General features: G+C 73.8%; 17 protein-coding genes. 8 read left to right on the top strand and 9 right to left on the bottom strand.

Annotated features, from left to right (window positions below; genetic code table 11):
• Positions 1 to 162 precede the first annotated feature (162 nt).
• Both FAF44_RS10605 and FAF44_RS10600 read right to left on the bottom strand, forming a co-directional pair.
• Positions 163 to 1,290, bottom strand: coding sequence for an acyl-CoA dehydrogenase family protein (locus FAF44_RS10605; RefSeq protein WP_237102898.1), 1,128 nt, complete (start codon positions 1,288 to 1,290; stop codon positions 163 to 165).
• Between the two features lie 83 nt (positions 1,291 to 1,373).
• Positions 1,374 to 2,195, bottom strand: coding sequence for an aldo/keto reductase (locus FAF44_RS10600; protein WP_237102897.1), 822 nt, complete (start codon positions 2,193 to 2,195; stop codon positions 1,374 to 1,376).
• Between the two features lie 148 nt (positions 2,196 to 2,343).
• Between FAF44_RS10600 and FAF44_RS10595 the strand changes: the two genes are divergently transcribed.
• On the top strand, positions 2,344 to 3,060 hold the full coding sequence (locus FAF44_RS10595; RefSeq protein ID WP_237102896.1) for a sulfotransferase family protein: 717 nt from the start codon (positions 2,344 to 2,346) through the stop codon (positions 3,058 to 3,060).
• Between the two features lie 30 nt (positions 3,061 to 3,090).
• Here FAF44_RS10595 and FAF44_RS10590 read toward each other — a convergent pair whose 3' ends face one another.
• The 6 genes from FAF44_RS10590 to FAF44_RS10565 all read right to left on the bottom strand — a co-directional run bounded on the left by FAF44_RS10590 (position 3,091) and on the right by FAF44_RS10565 (position 10,128).
• A complete protein-coding gene (locus FAF44_RS10590) occupies positions 3,091 to 3,285 on the bottom strand; it encodes a hypothetical protein (protein ID WP_237102895.1) in 195 nt (64 codons plus the stop codon).
• Positions 3,286 to 3,531: 246 nt separating this feature from the next.
• A complete protein-coding gene (locus FAF44_RS10585) occupies positions 3,532 to 4,176 on the bottom strand; it encodes a response regulator transcription factor (RefSeq protein ID WP_237102894.1) in 645 nt (214 codons plus the stop codon).
• A complete protein-coding gene (locus FAF44_RS10580) occupies positions 4,167 to 5,432 on the bottom strand; it encodes a sensor histidine kinase (protein ID WP_237102893.1) in 1,266 nt (421 codons plus the stop codon). Before FAF44_RS10580 ends, FAF44_RS10585 begins: the two co-directional genes overlap by 10 nt.
• A gap of 11 nt (positions 5,433 to 5,443) precedes the next feature.
• Positions 5,444 to 6,241, bottom strand: coding sequence for an ABC transporter permease (locus FAF44_RS10575; RefSeq protein ID WP_237102892.1), 798 nt, complete (start codon positions 6,239 to 6,241; stop codon positions 5,444 to 5,446).
• Positions 6,238 to 7,146, bottom strand: a complete 909-nt coding sequence (locus FAF44_RS10570; protein ID WP_237102891.1) for an ATP-binding cassette domain-containing protein — start codon at positions 7,144 to 7,146, stop codon at positions 6,238 to 6,240. The genes FAF44_RS10575 and FAF44_RS10570 overlap by 4 nt, the downstream gene beginning before the upstream one ends.
• A 96-nt stretch (positions 7,147 to 7,242) precedes the next feature.
• Positions 7,243 to 10,128, bottom strand: coding sequence for a hybrid sensor histidine kinase/response regulator (locus FAF44_RS10565; RefSeq protein WP_237102890.1), 2,886 nt, complete (start codon positions 10,126 to 10,128; stop codon positions 7,243 to 7,245).
• A gap of 155 nt (positions 10,129 to 10,283) precedes the next feature.
• Between FAF44_RS10565 and FAF44_RS10560 the strand changes: the two genes are divergently transcribed.
• From FAF44_RS10560 to FAF44_RS10535, 6 genes are all read left to right on the top strand, one after another.
• Positions 10,284 to 10,967, top strand: a complete 684-nt coding sequence (locus FAF44_RS10560; protein ID WP_237102889.1) for a response regulator — start codon at positions 10,284 to 10,286, stop codon at positions 10,965 to 10,967.
• On the top strand, positions 10,964 to 11,794 hold the full coding sequence (locus FAF44_RS10555; protein ID WP_237102888.1) for a glutamate ABC transporter substrate-binding protein: 831 nt from the start codon (positions 10,964 to 10,966) through the stop codon (positions 11,792 to 11,794). Before FAF44_RS10560 ends, FAF44_RS10555 begins: the two co-directional genes overlap by 4 nt.
• A 99-nt stretch (positions 11,795 to 11,893) precedes the next feature.
• Entirely contained in the window at positions 11,894 to 12,637 is a 744-nt protein-coding gene (locus FAF44_RS10550) for an amino acid ABC transporter ATP-binding protein (protein ID WP_272894324.1), read from the top strand.
• Between the two features lie 8 nt (positions 12,638 to 12,645).
• Positions 12,646 to 13,482 (top strand): glutamate ABC transporter substrate-binding protein, encoded by an 837-nt coding sequence (locus FAF44_RS10545; RefSeq protein ID WP_272894323.1) that lies wholly within the window; start codon positions 12,646 to 12,648, stop codon positions 13,480 to 13,482.
• 6 nt (positions 13,483 to 13,488) lie between these two features.
• Positions 13,489 to 14,157, top strand: coding sequence for an amino acid ABC transporter permease (locus FAF44_RS10540; RefSeq protein WP_237102886.1), 669 nt, complete (start codon positions 13,489 to 13,491; stop codon positions 14,155 to 14,157).
• On the top strand, positions 14,154 to 14,963 hold the full coding sequence (locus FAF44_RS10535) for an amino acid ABC transporter permease (RefSeq protein WP_237102885.1): 810 nt from the start codon (positions 14,154 to 14,156) through the stop codon (positions 14,961 to 14,963). The genes FAF44_RS10540 and FAF44_RS10535 overlap by 4 nt, the downstream gene beginning before the upstream one ends.
• Here FAF44_RS10535 and FAF44_RS10530 read toward each other — a convergent pair.
• Positions 14,902 to 16,194, bottom strand: coding sequence for a hypothetical protein (locus tag FAF44_RS10530; protein WP_237102884.1), 1,293 nt, complete (start codon positions 16,192 to 16,194; stop codon positions 14,902 to 14,904). The genes FAF44_RS10535 and FAF44_RS10530 overlap by 62 nt on opposite strands.
• Positions 16,195 to 16,247: 53 nt before the next feature.
• On the opposite strand from FAF44_RS10530, the gene FAF44_RS10525 reads away from it, so the two are divergent.
• Positions 16,248 to 17,582: an amidase gene (locus tag FAF44_RS10525; RefSeq protein WP_237102883.1), complete on the top strand. Its 1,335-nt coding sequence runs from the start codon at positions 16,248 to 16,250 to the stop codon at positions 17,580 to 17,582.
• Positions 17,583 to 17,592 lie beyond the last annotated feature (10 nt).

The following is a 17,592-nucleotide window of genomic DNA, read 5'->3' as shown; positions in this document are numbered from 1 at the left end:
CACGCGGGCTGGACGTGGCTGATCGTGATGACGTCGGCGTGGCTGCTGCTCGCCGCCCTCACCGTCCTGCTGATCAGGAAGCGCCCCATGACGCGCCGGGCGCCGCGGCACCTCACGTGACGGGGCGTTCGAGGACGCCGGCCGCCGGCCCGGTGGCTCTCGTCAGCGGAAGGCCGGGACGGTGGGCGGGCACCCCATGAGGACGGCGCCGGCGGCGTCGTAGATGGCCGGGCTGAGGAAGGCGTGCTCCTGCGGCACCATCGCGTCGCCGAGCAACCCCTGCAGAGGATGGTCGCGGTAGATGGCGGCGGTGCCGGACAGCGAGACGACCTTGGCGACCACCTCGGCGGCCGACCTGGCGAGGTGGGCGGCCGACAGCCGCAGGTGCGCGTTCTGCGCGTCGCCGACCGGGCCGCCGTCCGCGACCGCCTGCCACGCCTCCTCGGTGGCCTCGTAGAAGTAGGCGCGCGCGGCGCGGAGGGCGGCCTCGGCCTCGGCGATGCCGGCGCGGTAGTAGGGGCGCTCCGCCAGCCGGGGGGCGCCGGTGACGCCGGTCCGGCCGCTGCCGGCCCCTTCGGCGAGGTCGAGTGCGGCCCTGGCGACGCCGGCGGAGACGACCGACAACGACTGGGCGACGTACGTGATCGCGGGATAGCGGTAGAGCGGCTCGTCGATCACCGGCGGGCCGCCGCGGATGAAGGTCCACTCGCGATCGACCTCGACGTCCTCGGCGACCAGGTCGAACGAGCCGGTGCCGCGCATGCCGACGACGTCCCACTCGCGGACGATCTCCAGGCGCTCCGGCCGCACCACCGCCCCGCGCGGCTTGCCGGAGGAGGAGTCGTCGCCGGGGATGCCGACGACGAGGACGTCCGCGGCCATGCAGCCGCTGGCGAACTTCCACCGGCCGTTGAGCAGGAAGCCGCGCCCGGTCGGCGTGGCCTCCTGCACCGGGAACAGGCCGCCGGCCAGCACGACGTCGGGGCCGCCCGCGTACAGGCGGGCCTGGGTCTCCAGCGGCAGCGAGCCCAGGTAGACGAGCTGGGCGCCGAAGGCGGCGACCCATCCGGTGGAGCCGTCCACGGCCGAGATCCGCTCGACCTTCCTGAGGAAGTCCGCCGGCGGCATCGTCTCGCCGCCGAAGCGCTCCGGCGTGGCCGAGCGGAAGAGGCCGAGCCGTTTGAGCCGGTCCACGAAGTCCTGGGGGACGTAACACTGCTCGCGGAACTCCTCCCGGCGCAGCGCCAGCTCCGCGAGCATCTCCTCGAACCCGTCCTGCCGCGCCGCCATCACGGGCCCCCCTCGTCACTCGGCCGCCAGGATGGGCGTTCCCCGCGGCACCGCCTCGTACGCCTGGCCTGCCGCGATGCCGCTCAGAGCTCGACGTGGGTGTCCGGGTCGCCGCCGAGGCGGACTCCGGTGCCGAGGGCGTCGAGTGCGGCCATCTCCTCCGGCGTGAGCGCGAAGTCGAACACGTCGAGGTTCTGCCGCATCCGCTCGGGGTCGGCCGACTTGGGGATGGGCACGGCGCCGAGCTGCACGTGCCAGCGCAGCACCACCTGGGCCGGGGTACGGCCGTGCGCGGCGGCCAGGTCGGTGACCACGGGCTCGCCGAGCAGCTTGGAGCCGCGGCCGAGCGGGCTCCACGACTCGGTCACGATGTCGTGCTCGGCGAGCCAGGCGCGCAGCTCGCGCTGCGGGAAGCCGGGATGCATCTCGACCTGGTTGACGACCGGCCGCACGCCCGTCTCCGCGACCAGCCGCTCGATCTGCGCGGGCGTGAAGTTGGACACGCCGATGGAGCGGGCCAGGCCCTGCTCGCGCAGGTGCGCGAACGCGCGCCAGGTCTCGGTGTACAGGCCGCGGTCGGGCAGCGGCCAGTGGATGAGGAAGAGGTCGACGTAGTCGAGGCCGAGCCGGCGGCGGCTCTCCTCGAAGCCGCGCAGGGCCGCGTCGTAGCCGTGGTGGGAGCCGCGCAGCTTCGTCGTGACGAACAGCTCCTCCCTGGCCACGGGCGCGTCCGCCACGGCGGCACCGACGCCGGACTCGTTGCCGTAGCTGGCGGCGGTGTCGATGAGCCGGTAGCCGAGCGAGACGGCGTGCGTGACGGCCTGGCGGGCCTCGTCGTCGTTCATGGGCCAGGTGCCCAGGCCCAGGCGCGGCATCGAGCGGCCGTCGGCGAGCATGACGGTCATGGCGCGGTCCTTCCTCCTTGTCGTGCGCTGTTCCGTGGAGCTGACTGTGCCCCTTACCCCGGGGCCATACCCACCTGTCCGCGACGCACCGTCAGTCTTTCCCGCACCTTTCCGATCGATGGGGTAGACAACCTCTGGAGGTGCGATTGTGCTCACCGTGATAGGCGCGGGATTCCCGCGTACCGGAACCAGCTCCATGAAGGCCGCGCTGGAGCGGCTCGGCTTCGGGCCCTGCTTCCACATGTTCAGCATCCTCAGCGAGCCGCGACGCGCCGGCGACTGGCTGCCGCTGGCCGACAGTGACGAGGCCGACTGGGAGCGGCTCTTCGACGGATTCCGTTCCACCCAGGACTGGCCGGCCTCCTACTTCTGGCGCGAGCTGGCGGGGGCGTACCCGGAGGCGAAGGTCGTGCTCACCGTCCGCGACCCGCGCGCCTGGTACGCGAGCATGCTGACGCTGATCAACAACGGGCCCCGGGCCATGCTGCCCGCGGGCGGGGGCGCGGACCTGCCCCCGGCGGCGCGGGCCGTGTTCGAGGGGATGAGCGGGCTGCGGCCGGTGATCGACCGCATGGCGGCCGGCACGTTCGGCCCCGGCCGGACCATGACCGACGGGCCGGTGAACGAGGAGGCCGCGGTGGCGGCGTTCGAGCGGCACACGGCCGCGGTGCAGGCGGCGCTGCCGCCGGAGCGGCTGCTGGTCTTCGACGTGCGGGAGGGCTGGGAGCCGCTGTGCCGGTTCCTGGGGGCGGACGTGCCCGGCGAGCCGTTCCCGCACCTGAACGACGGCAGGTCCATGCGGGAGTTCCTCGGCCGGCTGATGAACGGGGAGGTCTCGCACCCGTCGTTCCCCGGCGGCGCCTGACGTGCGCCGGCCGGGGTCACCGGCGCGGGCTCACCGGCGCCAGACGACGGGCTTGTCGCGGTAGTCCTCGTCGGCGAACTTGGCCCCGATGATCGCGACCCCGGTCCGCGCGCCGCTCAGCCAGCAGGACTCGAAGCTCGCCCCGGGCGAGGAGAAGCCCTTCGGCGCGCTCTGGCGCGCGCAGTCCGGCATCGTGCCGATGACCCCCTTCCGGTACGGGACCACCGCGCGCCGCCCGACCTTGAGCCGGGTACGCGCCGCGGTCGGCTCGGCATCCGATGTCCCCGTGGGTTCTCCTTTGCGTGGTTTCGGTCTCCTGTGGGGCCGGCGCGCTCGTCCGGGTCTCGGCGGGGGCCGACTCGGGGGCCCGGGGCCCCCGCCCGAACCCGGGTGTCCGCGTCGATGGCACAGAGCCCACGATCTTTTGTCCGATAATGCACGATTCGCGGTGCGGCGGTCAGCTTTCCGCGGTCAGCTTTCCAGGTAGCGCAGGACGGCCAGCACACGACGGCTGTAGCCGGGCTCGCGGGGCAGGTCGAGCTTGTCCATGATGGCGTTCACGTGCTTCTCGACCGTGCTGAGCGAGACGTGCAGCCGCTCGGCGATGGCCGCGTTCACCAGCCCTTCCGCGAGGTGCCGCAGCACGGCCGCCTCCCGGGGGCTGAGCCCGCCCAGCGGGTCGGCGCGCGTGCTGCGGGCCAGGAGCTGGCGCACCACCTCGGGGTCGAAGGCCGTGCCGCCCGCGCGGACCCGCTCCAGTGAGTCGAGGAACTCGGCGACCTCCGAGACCCGGTCCTTCAGCAGGTAGCCGAGCCCTTCGGGGGACCCGGCCAGCAGCCTGGCGGCGTAGTGCTGCTCGACGTACTGCGACAGGACGAGCACCCCGACGCCGGGCAGCCGCTCGCGGATCTCCAGCGCGGCCCGCAGCCCGTCGTCCTTGTGGCCGGGCGGCATGCGCACGTCGATGACGGCCACGTCGGGACGGTGCCGCCCGGCGGCGGCGAGCAGCGCGGGCGCGTCGCCGACGGCGGCGACGACCTCGTGCCCGGCGTCTTCGAGCAGCCTGCTCAGGCCCTCGCGCAGCAGCACGGAGTCGTCGGCCAGGATCACCCGCACGGCGGCGCCTTGGGCAGCGTGGCGGCGATCCGGGTGGGGCCGCCGGGGGCGCTGTCGACGGTGAACGTGCCGTCGAGCGCGAGAACGCGCCGGGCCAGCCCGGACAGGCCGCCGCCGGACGGGTCGGCGCCGCCCTCGCCGTCGTCGGAGATCTCCACGCTCACCCTGCTGTCGTCCTCCGTCAGGACCACCAGGATGTCATGGGCTCCCGCGTGCTTGACCGCGTTGGTGATGGCTTCGCGGGCCACGAAGTACAGGGCGGTCTCGATTTCGGAGGCGGGGCGGGCGGCGAGCCCGTAGTGCACGGTGACGGGCGCGCCGGCGCGTTCGGCGACGCCTGCCAGGGCGGCGCGCAGGCCCAGCTCGTCGAGGGCGGTGGGGTAGATCCGCCAGGCCACGCTGCGCAGCTCGTCGAGGAGCCGGCGGGACTCGGCGTACGCCTGCCCGACCAGCCCGGCGACCGTGTCGCGCCCGTCCGGGCGGTCCCGGCCGTCCGCGCGGTCCTGGCCGCCCGGACCCTTCCGGCCGTCCGGGCTGTCCGCGCCGTCCGGGCTGTCCGGGCCGGTGTCCCGGGCGCGGTTGTCCTGGTCGAGGGTGTGGCGGGCGCGGCCGAGCAGCATGGCCAGGGCGACGCCGCGCTGCTGCACGCCGTCGTGCAGGTCGCGCTCGATCCTGCGCCGCTCGTCGTCCACCGCCCTGACGACGCCGGACCGGGTCTCGGTCAGCTCGGCGATGCGGCGGCGCATCAGCTCCTCCCCGCTGGGGCCGAGGAAGCGGGCGGCGACGCGGCGTTCGAGTGTGGCCATGGCCGCGACCAGGAGGACGAGCACGGCCAGCAGGGCCGTCCCGGCGGTGATGCCGACCGCGCCGCCGGTGGTGACCAGCCGCACGCCCGGCAGCTCCACCGGGACCGGCTCGGACTCGCCCCAGAGCAGGTCCCACGCGCCGCCGAAGAGCAGCAGCACGGTGAGGAACAGCGCGGCGGCGCAGGTGTACCCGCCGAGCACGCCCAGCGCGGCCCGGACGGCGAGGAAGGCGTAGCCGCCGTCGCGCCGCGCCGGGGCGTGGCCGAGCAGCCCGGTGAGCCGGGCGTGCTCCAGCGCCGCCAGCCGGTCCCGCCCGCGCGCGGCGGCGGGCCGCAGCGCGGGGATCAGCGCGGCGGGCGCGGCGACGACGAGGAAGAGCAGCTCGGCCAGGCCGAGGGCCATCCCCAGGACGACGCCGGCCAGGACACGGGCGACATGGATGCCGGACACGGGCGTGAAGTCTAGGCGTCGCGGCGGCGCAGGACGGCGTGGCCCACCGCCACGGCCACCGCCGCCCAGACCAGCAGCCACACCAGCCCCTCCCCCGGCGAGTACGGCATCGGCCCGCCCGTGATGTTGCGCGCGCTGCCCATGAACGCCAGCCCGGCGAACGTCGGCATCCGCAGCGAGAGGTCCGCCAGCACCTGGCTCCCGGTCATGAGGATCATCAGCGGCAGCCCCATGAGCAGCAGGAACACCACGGTCAGGGTGCCCGCCGCGCTGCGCGTCGCCGCGCCGACGCCCAGCGTCATGACCGCCACCAGCGCGTAGAACACCCCGGTGCGCAGCAGGTCGAGCGCGACCTGCCCGGCCGGCAGCACCACGAACCCGCCGAACACGTCGAGCGACAGCACCGCGTACACGGCCGCCACCGTCAGTGCGCCGGTGAGCACGCCCGTCGCCAGCATGACCGGCCCCACCACCAGCGCCTTGGCCGCCAGCACCACGCCGCGCGCGGGGGTGGCCGCCAGCGTGGTCCGGATGCCGCCGGAGGCGTACTCGGAGGTGATCGCCAGCATGGCCAGGGCCACCAGCGCGAACTGCACGAACGACGTGGCCGAGACCACGGGTTCGGCGGCGCTGATCCGCACGCCGGGCGTGCCGTCGCGCAGCGCGCCGGTGGCGGCGTCCACGGCCAGCGTGACGGAGGTCAGCACGGTGAGCGCGAGCGCGCCGGCCAGGCACCACCACGTGGACCTGACCGACCACAACTTGACCCACTCGGCCCCGGCCGCCTGCCACAACCCTCGCGCGCTCATCGGCCCGCCCCGTACTCCACGCTGCCCGCGGTCAGCTCCTGGTACGCCTGCTCCAGGGACGCCTCCTTGGCGCGCAGCTCGTGCAGCCGGATCCCGGCCTCGTGGGCCAGGTCGCCGACCCGTTCGACGGGCGCGCCGGTGACCTCCAGCTCGTTCTCGCCGGGCCGGGACACGCTCATCCCGTCGGCGCGCAGCCGTTCGGCGAGGTCGCCGGCGTGCGGGGTGCGGACCAGCACGCCCGTCAGCGAGCTGCCCGCCAGGACGTCGGCGAGCGGCGCGTCCGCGATGAGCCGGCCCCTGCCGATCACCACGAGGTGGTCGGCGGTGAGCTGCATCTCGCTCATCAGGTGGCTGGAGACGAACACCGTCCGGCCCTCGCCGGCCAGCGCGCGCATGAGCCCGCGCACCCATCGCACGCCGTCCGGGTCCAGCCCGTTGACGGGCTCGTCGAACATGAGCACCCCGGGATCGCCCAGCAGCGCCGCCGCGATCCCGAGCCGCTGGCTCATCCCGAGCGACAGAGTCCCGGCCCGTTTGCGGGCCGGCGCGCCGGCCAGGCCCACCGTCTCCAGCACCTCGTCCACGCGGCGGCGCGGGATGCCGTTGCTCCTTGCCAGCGCCGTCAGGTGGGCGTGACCGCTGCGGCCGGGGTGCGCGGCGCGCGCGTCGAGCAGCGCGCCGACCGCGCGCAGCGGGTCCCGCAGGCGGCGGTACGGCCGGCCGCCGACGAGCGCGGTTCCGGAGGTGGGGTGGTCGAGGCCGAGGACCATGCGCATCGTGGTCGATTTGCCGGCGCCGTTCGGCCCGAGGAAACCGGTCACGCGTCCCGGTTTCAGGTCGAGGGTCAGGTCGTCGACCGCGAGCCGGTCGCCGTACCTCTTGCTCAGGGCGTTGAGACTGATCACGTCCCCGCACGTTAGGCTCCGGCGCGCCCGGCCACCATGGGGGAGAGCCGCCGACCTCGATGGCGGAAAACCGTAAACCGCCGGCCGGGGAGCGGGTCAGGAATACGTGACGTTCATCCAGTCCGGCACCTCGCTGAGCAGGGTGTCCAGCTCGTCGAGGAGGCGGGCGTCCACGGCGTCCCCCGCCCTGGACACGGTCTCGACGCGCTCGCACAGCTCGGCCTCGCGGGCCGCGCCCACCGTCGCGCAGGCGCCCTTGAGCCGGTGCGCGAGCGCGGTCACCGCCGGCTGGTCGCCGTCGCGTACCGCCTGCCGCAGTTCCTCGAACGTGCGCGTGGCGGTCGCCAGGTAGGCCCGCGCCACGTCCGCGAGCGCCTCCTGCGACAGCCCCGCCAGCTCGGGCGGCAGTCCGGCGGAGGCGGTCCACTCCGGGATCCTGGCCAGCACGCGCGGCCAGTCCACCGGCTTGGCCAGGTGGTCGTCCATGCCCGCCTCCAGGCACCGGATCCGGTCGTCCGGCATGGCGGCGGCGGTCATCGCGATGATCGGGGTGTGGACCTCCTCGCGTTCCCTGATCTCCTCGGTGGCGGCCAGGCCGTCGAGCACGGGGAGCTGGCAGTCCATGAACACCAGGTCGTAGCGGCCGGCCAGGACGGCGCGCACGGCCTGCGCGCCGTCGTCGACCACCTCGACCTCGTGCCCGGCCTGGCCCAGCACGAGCATCGCGACCTGGCGGCTCACCTCGTCGTCCTCGGCCACCAGGATGCGCGCGCCGTCCGTCCGGCCGGCGGCGTACGCGCGCTCGCGCGGCTCGCCGGGGCACTCGGCGGTGCCCAGGGCGTTCTCCACGGCGGCGAGCAGGCGGCGGCGGCTGAGCGGCCGGGTGATCGACTGCACGGCCCGCTCCCCCGCCGCGCCCGGCCAGGCGAACGCGGAGCGGCCGGGGGTGACGACCACGATGACGCTGGTGGCCTGGAGCGACGGGTCGCCGAGGATGGCGTCGGCGAGCGAGCGCGCCGCGCCGGGGTCGGCCGGATCACCCGCGCCTCCGATCGGGCCCATCACGGGTCCCGCTCCGAGGTCGAGGGCGACGACCGCCAGCTCGTACGGCCGCCCGTCCACGGCGGCGGCCCGCAGGCGGGCCAGCGCGGCCCCCTCGTCCCTGACCTGCTCCACCTCGGCCCCGGCCTGCTCCAGGCAGCGCGCGGCCAGCGTGCGGTCCTCGGGCCGGGTGTCGGCGACCAGCGCGCGCCGCCCCTCCAGCACTCCGGCCGCCGGCTCGGCCCAGGTCAGCACGTCCACCGGCAGCGTGGCCCAGAACCGGCTGCCCACGCCCTCCACGCTGTCCAGGCCGATGCGTCCGCCCATCAGCTCGACGAGCTGCCTGCTGATGGCCAGGCCGAGGCCGCTGCCGCCGGTGCGGCGGGTGATCGGCGAGTCCACCTGGCGGAAGACGCCGAAGACCCGCTCGCGGTCCTGCGGCCCGACCCCGACGCCCGTGTCGGCCACCGCGAACCTGAGCACCACCCGCTCCTCGCCCAGCTCGCCCTCGTCCAGGGCGACGTGCAGGTCCACGCCGCCCTGCACGGTGAACTTCAGCGCGTTGCCGACCAGGTTCGTCAGCACCTGGCGCAGCCGCGCCGGATCGCCGGAGACCTGGCGCGGCACGTTCTCGTCGAGCCGGAGGGTGAGCCAGAGGCCCTGCTCGTAGGCGTGCGGCGCGAACGGGGCCACGGCCTCGTCGCACAGGCGCGGCAGGTCGAACGGCACGGCCTCGACCTGGAGGTGCCCGGCCTCGATCCGGGACAGGTCGAGGAAGTCGTCGAGCAGGCGCAGCACGTTGTGGGCCGACTCCTGGGCGGTGCTGGCGTAGTAGCGCTGCTCCTCGTCCAGGCGGGTGCCCATGAGCAGGGAGTTCATGCCGAGCACGCCGTTGATGGGGGTGCGGATCTCGTGGCTGATCTTGGCCACGAACTCGGACTTGGCGCTGGAGGCGCTGACCGCCTCGTCCCTGGCCGCGGCCAGTTCGGCGGCGTAGCGGGACAGGGTGGCCTGCGCCCGGCGCCGGCCGTGGGTGCTGTGGATCTGCAGACCGAGCCCGATGAGGATGAGCAGGGCGAGCAGGAGCGCGACGGTGAGCACGTTCGTGCGCAGTTGCTCGGAGGAGGCCATCGCCTCGGCGGCGGAGACCTGGGCGGTGACGGTCCAGCCGATGCCGGGGATGGGCTCGGAGGCCGACAGCACGGTGCCCTCGACGCCGCGGAACTCGCCGCTCCACTGCCGCCCGGCCAGCGCGGCGTCCACCCGGGGGTCCTCGCGCAGGGACGTCAGCGCGTACAGCTTCCTGCCGGGGTCGGCGACCAGCACGCCGGCCTTGTCGGTGATGAGGAGCTGGATGCTCTGCGCGTCGGCGGCCTCCACGGCGAACTCCTGGATGGCGTCCAGGCTGTAGACGACGGTGAACATGCCCAGCATGCGGCTGCCGTCGGCGCTCGGGATCGGCGCGGTCACCGCGACCGCCCGCGACACGCCTACCATGGTGGGTGTGTACGCCTGCGAGACGTGGGCCTGGCGCTGGTCGCGCACCGCGCGGTACCAGTCGGTGCTGGTGATGTCCTGCGGCAGCACGGTGGGCGGTTCGGCGCCCCTGATGTGGCCGTCCGGCGAGTTCACGATCAGCCCGCTGACGCCGTCGCGCATGCGCTGCAGCTCGCCGAGCCAGTCGCGCATCGCGTCGGCGGTGACGTCGTGCACGGCCTCGCGCACCTGGGGCCGGTGGGCGAAGGCGGTGACGAGCTGCTTGAGGGAGTCCATCTGCTGCTCGACCACGACCCGGCCGACGGACGCGGTGGTCTTGACGCGGTCGCTGACCTGCTCGTTCACCGCGTCCTCCGCCAGCGAGATGCTGGAGGAGGTGAGCAGTGCCAGGGGCAGCAGGCCGAGCAGGGTCCACAGGGCCGTCACCGCGAGCAGCCATCGCACGGGCGTCCGTCCCTCCCCCCACTCGCTCGTGTCCAGGGTAGGAGGTAACCGGCGCACGCGCCGGTTCCCCGTAAGCAGAACGCACAAAAGTCGATCTTTTTTAGCAAAAGCCGCTTAAGCTGCAAAGATCTACCAGATTGACGAGGAGCGTGGCGGTGCCTGAGCTCAGGGACATCACCGTTCTCATCGTGGACGACGACCCGGTCGTCACGGCCGCCCTGCAGGCGCAGGTGAACCGGGTGCTCGGGTTCAGAGTCGTGGGAATCGCGCACACCGGGCACGCGGCGCTGGCCGCCGCCGGACGCTTCGCGCCCCGCCTGGTCCTGCTCGATCTGCACCTCCCCGATATGCCCGGCCTGGAGGTGGCGCACCGGCTGCGCCGCCCCGAGCAGCCGCCCGCCGACATCATCGTCATCTCCGGACGCAAGGAGACGGCCACCGTCCGCGCGGCCATCCAGCGCGGCGCGCTCAACTACCTGGTCAAGCCGACCAGGGCGGGCACCCTGGAGCAGGCCCTGCTGCGCTACGCCCTCAGCGTCCGGCAGCTCGAGTCCGAGCCCCGCTTCACCGACCAGCAGGAGATCGACAACATCTTCCGCTCGCTGCACCTCGACGCGGGCACCCGTCCCAAGAGCATCTCCGCGGCCACCGAGCAGCGGGTGCTCGACGCGCTGGCCGACGTCGAGGACGCCTCCGCCGACGAGCTGGCCGCCATGATCGGCGTCAGCCGGGCCACCGCCCGCCGCTACCTGGAGCACCTGGCCGAGCGCGGACTCCTGGAGGGCCGCCCGAAGTACGGCACCACCGGACGCCCCCAGAACCGGTACCGCATCCGATGAGAGCGCTCCGGGTGCTGCTCGTGGCGCTGCTGGCCGGCCTGCTGCCCACGGGCTGCGGCCAGGCCGGCGCCTTCCCCGAGGGCTCTACGATGGCCCGCATCAAGGAGCGCGGCGTCCTGACCGTGGGCATCAAGTTCGACCAGCCGATGTTCGGCTACAAGGACCCGTCGAGCGGCCGGATCACCGGGTTCGACGCGGAGATGGCCCGGCTGGTGGCGCGGGACCTCACCGGCAGCGAGCGCAACATCCGCTTCGTCGAGACCGTCTCGCGCGAGCGCGAGAACTTCATCGAGCAGGGCGTGGTGGACCTCGTCATCGCCACGTACTCGATCACGCCGGTGCGCTCGGAGCGGGTCTCCTTCACCGACCCGTACTACATCGCCGGGCAGGACATGCTGGTACGCGTCGGCGACACCACCATCAACCAGGTCACCGACCTGGACGGCAAGACCGTCTGCACGGCGACGGGCTCCACCTCCGTCGACCGCCTGCGCTCCACGGTGCCCACCGCCGAGCTGGAGATCGTGGACGCCTACAGCATCTGCGTGCCGGCGCTGGTGGCCGGGCGGGTGGACGCGCTCAGCACCGACGACACCATCCTGCTCGGGCTGTTCGCCCAGCATCCCGACACGCTGCGGCTGGTCGGCAAGCCGTTCGGGCGCGAGCCGTACGGGATGGGGCTGCGCAAGCAGGACGCCGCCTTCCGCGGCTACCTCAACGGCCTGATCGCGCGCTGGCTGCGCGACGGCGAGTGGGACCGCGCCTACATGGCCACCATCGGCGTCAGCGGCGTCACCTCCAGCTCCGCCCGGCCCTCCAACCGGTGAATTCGATCATTCGCTGAGCAGAACGATCACAAGCCGCCCCTGCGGCACACCCGGCTCCTACGGTTACGCCAACGCTGACCGAGACAAGGAGCGTGCCGCATGACACAGGCGGACCTGATCGTCCTGGACCAGGTCAACAAGCGGTTCGGCGACCACCACGTGCTCAGGGACGTCAACCTGAGCGTGCGGCAGGGCGAGGTCGTCGTGGTCATCGGCCCGTCCGGGGCGGGCAAGTCCACCCTGTGCCGGGCGATCAACCGGCTGGAGACCATCGACTCCGGCACGATCAGCCTCGACGGGACCCCGCTGCCGGCCGAGGGCAAGGAGCTGGCCCGGCTGCGCGCCGAGGTCGGCATGGTGTTCCAGTCGTTCAACCTCTTCGCGCACAAGACCGTCCTGGACAACGTCGTCCTGGGGCAGGTGCACGTGCTGAAGCGGTCGAAGGACGCGGCCGTGCGCAAGGCCCGTGAGCTGCTCGACCGGGTCGGCATCGGCGGCCAGGCCGGCAAGTTCCCCGCCCAGCTCTCCGGCGGGCAGCAGCAGCGGGTGGCCATCGCCAGGGCGCTGGCCATGGACCCGAAGGCCATCCTGTTCGACGAACCCACCTCGGCGCTGGACCCGGAGATGGTCAACGAGGTGCTGGAGGTGATGACGGCGCTCGCCCGCGAGGGCATGACGATGGTCGTCGTCACCCACGAGATGGGCTTCGCCCGCCGCGCGGCCGACCGGGTGGTCTTCATGGCCGACGGCGAGATCGTCGAGCAGAACGTCCCCGACGCCTTCTTCGGCGCGCCCAGCAGCGACCGCGCCCAGTCCTTCCTCGCCAAGATCCTCACGCACTAAGGAGTGCCATGTTCGGCAGATCCCTCTACGCCGCCTTCGCCGTGCTCGCCGTCACCGCCGCCGCCACCGGGTGCGGCGGCGGCTCGGACGCCGGCGCCTCCCTCGTGGACAAGGCCAAGAACGACAAGAAGCTGGTGATCGGCGTCAAGGCCGACCAGCCGGGCCTCGGCCTGCGCACGCCGGACGGCGCCTTCGCCGGCTTCGACATCGAGGTCGCCAAGTACGTGGCCAAGCAGCTCGGGGTCGAGGCGAACGCCATCACCTTCAAGGAGACCGTCTCGGCCAACCGCGAGGCGTTCATCGAGCAGGGCCAGGTGGACATGGTGGTGGCCACCTACTCGATCACCGACGCGCGCAAGGAGAAGGTGTCCTTCGCCGGGCCGTACTTCGTGGCCGGGCAGGACCTGCTGGTGCGCGCCGACGAGTCGGGGCTGACCGGGCCCGAGGCGCTCGACGGCAAGAAGCTGTGCTCGGTCGCCGGCTCGACCCCGGCGCAGAAGGTCAAGTCGGAGTACTCCAAGGAGGTGCAGCTCCAGGAGGAGCGCACGTACTCGGCGTGCGTGGACCGCGTGCTCGGCGGCCAGCTCGACGCCATCACCACCGACAACGTCATCCTGGCCGGGTACGCCGCGCAGCACGGCGGCAAGCTCAAGGTGGTCGGCAAGCCGTTCAGCACCGAGAAGTACGGCATCGGGCTGAAGAAGGACGACACTACCGGGCGCAAGGCGGTCAACGACGCCCTGGAGAAGATGTTCGCCGACGGGAGCTGGACCCAGGCGCTGCAGGCCAGCGTGGGCGCCTCCGGCTTCGCCCTGCCGCAGGCCCCGCAGCTCGAGCGGTACTGAGGCGCGATGGAAGCGTTGCTGACCGAAGGCGGCACCATCCTGGCCGCCTTCTGGATGACGGTGCGGCTGACGGCGGTCAGCGCGCTCGGCTCGCTGGTGCTGGGCACGCTGCTGACCGCCATGCGGGTGGCCCCGCTGGCCTCCCTGCGCGCCACGGCGACCGCGTACGTGACCGTGGCCCGCAACACCCCGCTGACCCTGGTGCTGCTGTTCACCGGCCTGGGCATCGGCGCGAACCTGGGCCTTGAGCTGTCCGACGACATCGCGACCAACAACTTCTGGCTCGCCGTCATCGGGCTGACCGCCTACACCTCGGCGTTCGTCTGCGAGGCGCTGCGCTCGGGGCTCAACACGGTGCCCGTGGGGCAGGCGGAGGCGGCCCGCTCGCTGGGGCTGGGCTTCGTCAAGACGCTGGCGCTGATCACGCTGCCGCAGGCGTTCCGCGCGGTGGTGGCGCCGCTGGGCAGCCTGCTCATCGCGCTGACCAAGAACACCACGATCGCGCTGGTGGTGGGCGTCGCGGAGGCGTCGGTGCGGATGCGCGAGATGATCGAGACCTACGGTGACCAGGTCATCGAGATCTTCCTCGGGTTCGCGGCCGGGTTCGTGCTGCTGTGCCTGCCCATGGGGTTGTTGTTCGGCTGGTTGTCCAAGCGGATGGCGGTGGCCCGGTGAGCTACGCGAACCTGTACGAGCCGCCGGGGCCGCGCGGCGTGGCCCGCAACCGCGTGCTGACGGCGTTCGTCGCGCTGGCGCTGCTGGCGGTGGGGTACTTCGTCTACACGCGCTTCGACGCCAAGGACCAGTGGACGGCCGAGAAGTGGACGCCGCTGCTGCGGGGCGACGTGTGGCTCACCTTCATCCTGCCGGGGCTGGCGGGCACGCTGGCGGCGGCCGTCGCCGGGGTGGTGCTGGCCGCGCTGTTCGGTATCGTGTTCGCCACCGCCCGGCTGTCGGACCACGCCTGGATCCGGGTGCCGGCGGCCACGGTGGTGGAGTTCTTCCGTTCGGTGCCGCTGCTGCTGCTGATCTTCTTCGCCTTCTTCGGGTCGTTCGTGCTCATCGGCGTGAACGTCTCGGCCTTCGCCGCCGTGGTGTTCGGGCTGACGCTCTACAACGGGTCGGTGATCGCGGAGATCATCCGGGCCGGGGTGCTGAGCCTGCCGAAGGGGCAGCGGGAGGCCGCGTACGCGGTCGGCATGCGCAAGGGGCAGGCGATGCGGCTGGTCCTGCTGCCGCAGGGCGTCAAGGCCATGCTGCCCGCGCTGGTCAGCCAGTTCGTGGTGCTGCTGAAGGACTCGGCGCTGGGCTTCATCGTGGGCTACGACGAACTGGTGGACCGGGGGCTGAACGGGATCGCGGCCAACTTCTCCAACGTCATCCCGGCGGCGGTGCTGATCGCGGGCGTCTTCATCGTGATCAACATGGCGCTGGACCGGCTGGCGCACCGCCTGGGCGCGGCCTCGTCAGGCGCCGCCTGAGCGCGGGCAGCCAGGGCGCGGCCCCGACGACGGTCAGCAGGGCCAGCAGCGGGGCCCGCCACCACCACGGGACGCTCGCCGGCGGCGGCTCGCCCGCCCTCGACACCCAGGGGCGGGCGGTCTTCGACCAGGCGAGGAAGGCGTCCCCGATCGGCAGCAGGCCGAAGGCGTACCGCTTGGTCCACGGGGTGCCGACCGGCAGCCCGGCCAGCTCGCCGTAGCCGGCCAGGGCCCCGGCGAGCGCGGTGTCACCCCGCGCCTGGGCCGCGCCCACGGTGACCGCCGTGGCCGACAGGCTCACGCCCAGCGGCAGCGGCCCCGAGTCGACGTCGCCCGGCCCGTCCATGCCCACGGGGTACTCGCGGACGGCCGGGCCGAGCCCGAGCGGGGTGACGACGTAGCGCTCGCGGAAGCGCGCGTACTGCTGCGCCGCGAAGGCCGGATCGACGTCGGCCAGGAAGCGCTGGATCATGCTCTGCGAGGAGCCCCTCGCCACCTCGGCCGGGACGCCGGTGCCGGGCTCGGCCTCGTGCGGGATCAGCCCGGTGCCCGGGTCGAGGCGCTCGCGGGTCAGGCGCAGCCAGCGTGCGACGGCTCCGGCGTAACGGGGCGGGCGCAGCACGTCGTGCAGCCGCAGCGAGGCCACCGCCACGACCGAGTCGACCGGCCACGACCGGCCCGGGTAGGCCGTCAGGAACGGCGAGCGCGACGCGGCGAACGCCCGGCCCAGCGCGGCCGAGTCGTCGGTGAAGCGGCGCAGCTCACCCGGGTCGCGCCGGTCGGGCGGCTGCAGGCTCAGCACGCCGCCGCGCAGCCAGTTGCACCAGCCCCGGTAGAAGACCCCGTACGACGGCGTGAGGTCAGGGCTGAACGGGGCGCGGCCGGCCGGACCGTCGAGGCGGTCCAGCGCCCACCTAGCCTCGCGCAGCGCGCTCGCCCGCACCGCCGCCTCGCCCGGTTCGCGCAGGGCGAGCTCGACCCAGGTCAGGCCGTACAGGGCGTGCAGGAAGAAGTAGCCCTCGGGGAACAGCTCCTGCGCCCGCTCGCCCGCGCCGGAGTCCAGGGCCGCGCGCAGGAAGGCGAGCTGGCGGCGCACCCCGGGCGGCTCCCCGCCGGGACCGTCGGGGACGGCGGGCACGGTCAGGCGCACGGCCCCGGCGAGCGCGAACAGGCTGACCAGGACGGCGGCGAACCGGCGGGACCAGCGCAGGAGGCGGCGGGCGGCGGACATCCCGTCGATCGTAGTGGCGGCGAGCGGGCCGATCCGCCCGTCATGATGGGTTCATGCCGCTTCCTCCTGGCCCCTTCACCGGCCGCACCCTGTCCGACCTCGCCCGGGACCTGCGCGACGGGCGCGTCACCTCCGTCGCTCTGGTGGAGCGGGCGCTCGGCGCCGTCGCGGCGCTCGACCCGGCGCTGAACGCGTTCGTCACCGTGGACGCCGCCGGGGCGCTGGCGGCGGCACGCCGGGCGGACGAGGAACTGGCCGCCGGCGCCGACCGGGGGCCGCTGCACGGGCTGCCGGTCGCGGTCAAGGACCTGATCATGGTGGCCGGGCTGCCCGCGACCATGGGCTCGCGGCACTTCGCGAACCACGTGCCCGGCTCCGATGCCGTGTGCGTGACGCGGCTGCGCGAGGCCGGGGCGGTCATCGTGGGCAAGACGACGACGCACGAGTTCGCGTACGGGCCGACCGGCGACCGCTCGGCGAACGGCCCCTCGCGCAACCCCCGGGACCCGGCGCGCATGTCGGGCGGCTCCAGCGGCGGCAGCGCGGCGGCCGTGGCGGCGGGCATCGTGCCGCTCGCGATCGGCACCGACACCGGCGGGTCCGTGCGCATCCCGGCCGCGCTGTGCGGGATCGCCGGGTTCAAGCCCGCGTACGGGGCGATCCCGGCCGGCGGGGTGTTCCCCCTGTCGCGCAGCCTGGACCACGTGGGCGTCATGGCGGGCGACGCGGCCGGCTGCCTGCTCGCCTACCGCTGCCTGGGCGGGGACGTGGCGCGGGCCGAACCCGGCGCCGTGCGGGTGGGCTGGCTCGATCCCGCCGGGCTGTCCGACGGTGACGTCCGGGTGGCGGACGCCGTACGGGCGGCGGCGGACGCGGGCATCGGCGGGATGGAGGAGGTGAAGCTGCCCGAGGGGTTCGCGCAGGAGGTGCGGGAGACGTACACGGCGATCCAGAGCGCCGAGACCGCCGCCGTGCACGCCGAGCGGCTGGCGCGGGCCCCCGAGCTGTTCGAGGCCGAGGTGCTGGAGCGGCTGCGGGTCGCCGCCGAGCTGCCGGGCTGGCGGTACGTGCGCGCCCTGGAGGCGCGGGACCAGCTGGCCGAGGCCGCCGAGGCGCTGTTCGGGCGGCACGACGTGCTCGCGCTGCCGGCGGCGCCGATCGTCGCGCCGCTGCTCGGCCAGCGCGAGCTGGAGCTGGACGGGCGGCCCGTCGCGGTGCGTCCCGCGCTGCTGTCGCTGACCAGCCCGTGGAACGTGTTCGGCCTGCCCGCCCTGACCGTCCCGGCGGGCACGGTGGCCGGGCTGCCGGTCGGGCTGCAGCTCGTGGCCCGCCCGGGTGCGGAGGCCCGGCTGTTCGCGGTGGCCGCCGGGGTCACAACCGGGGCCTGAGGACGTCCGG

The organism is Nonomuraea sp. MG754425, from assembly GCF_021699195.1.
Lineage (GTDB): Bacteria > Actinomycetota > Actinomycetes > Streptosporangiales > Streptosporangiaceae > Nonomuraea.
This window is presented reverse-complemented; position numbering and strand designations above follow the sequence as displayed.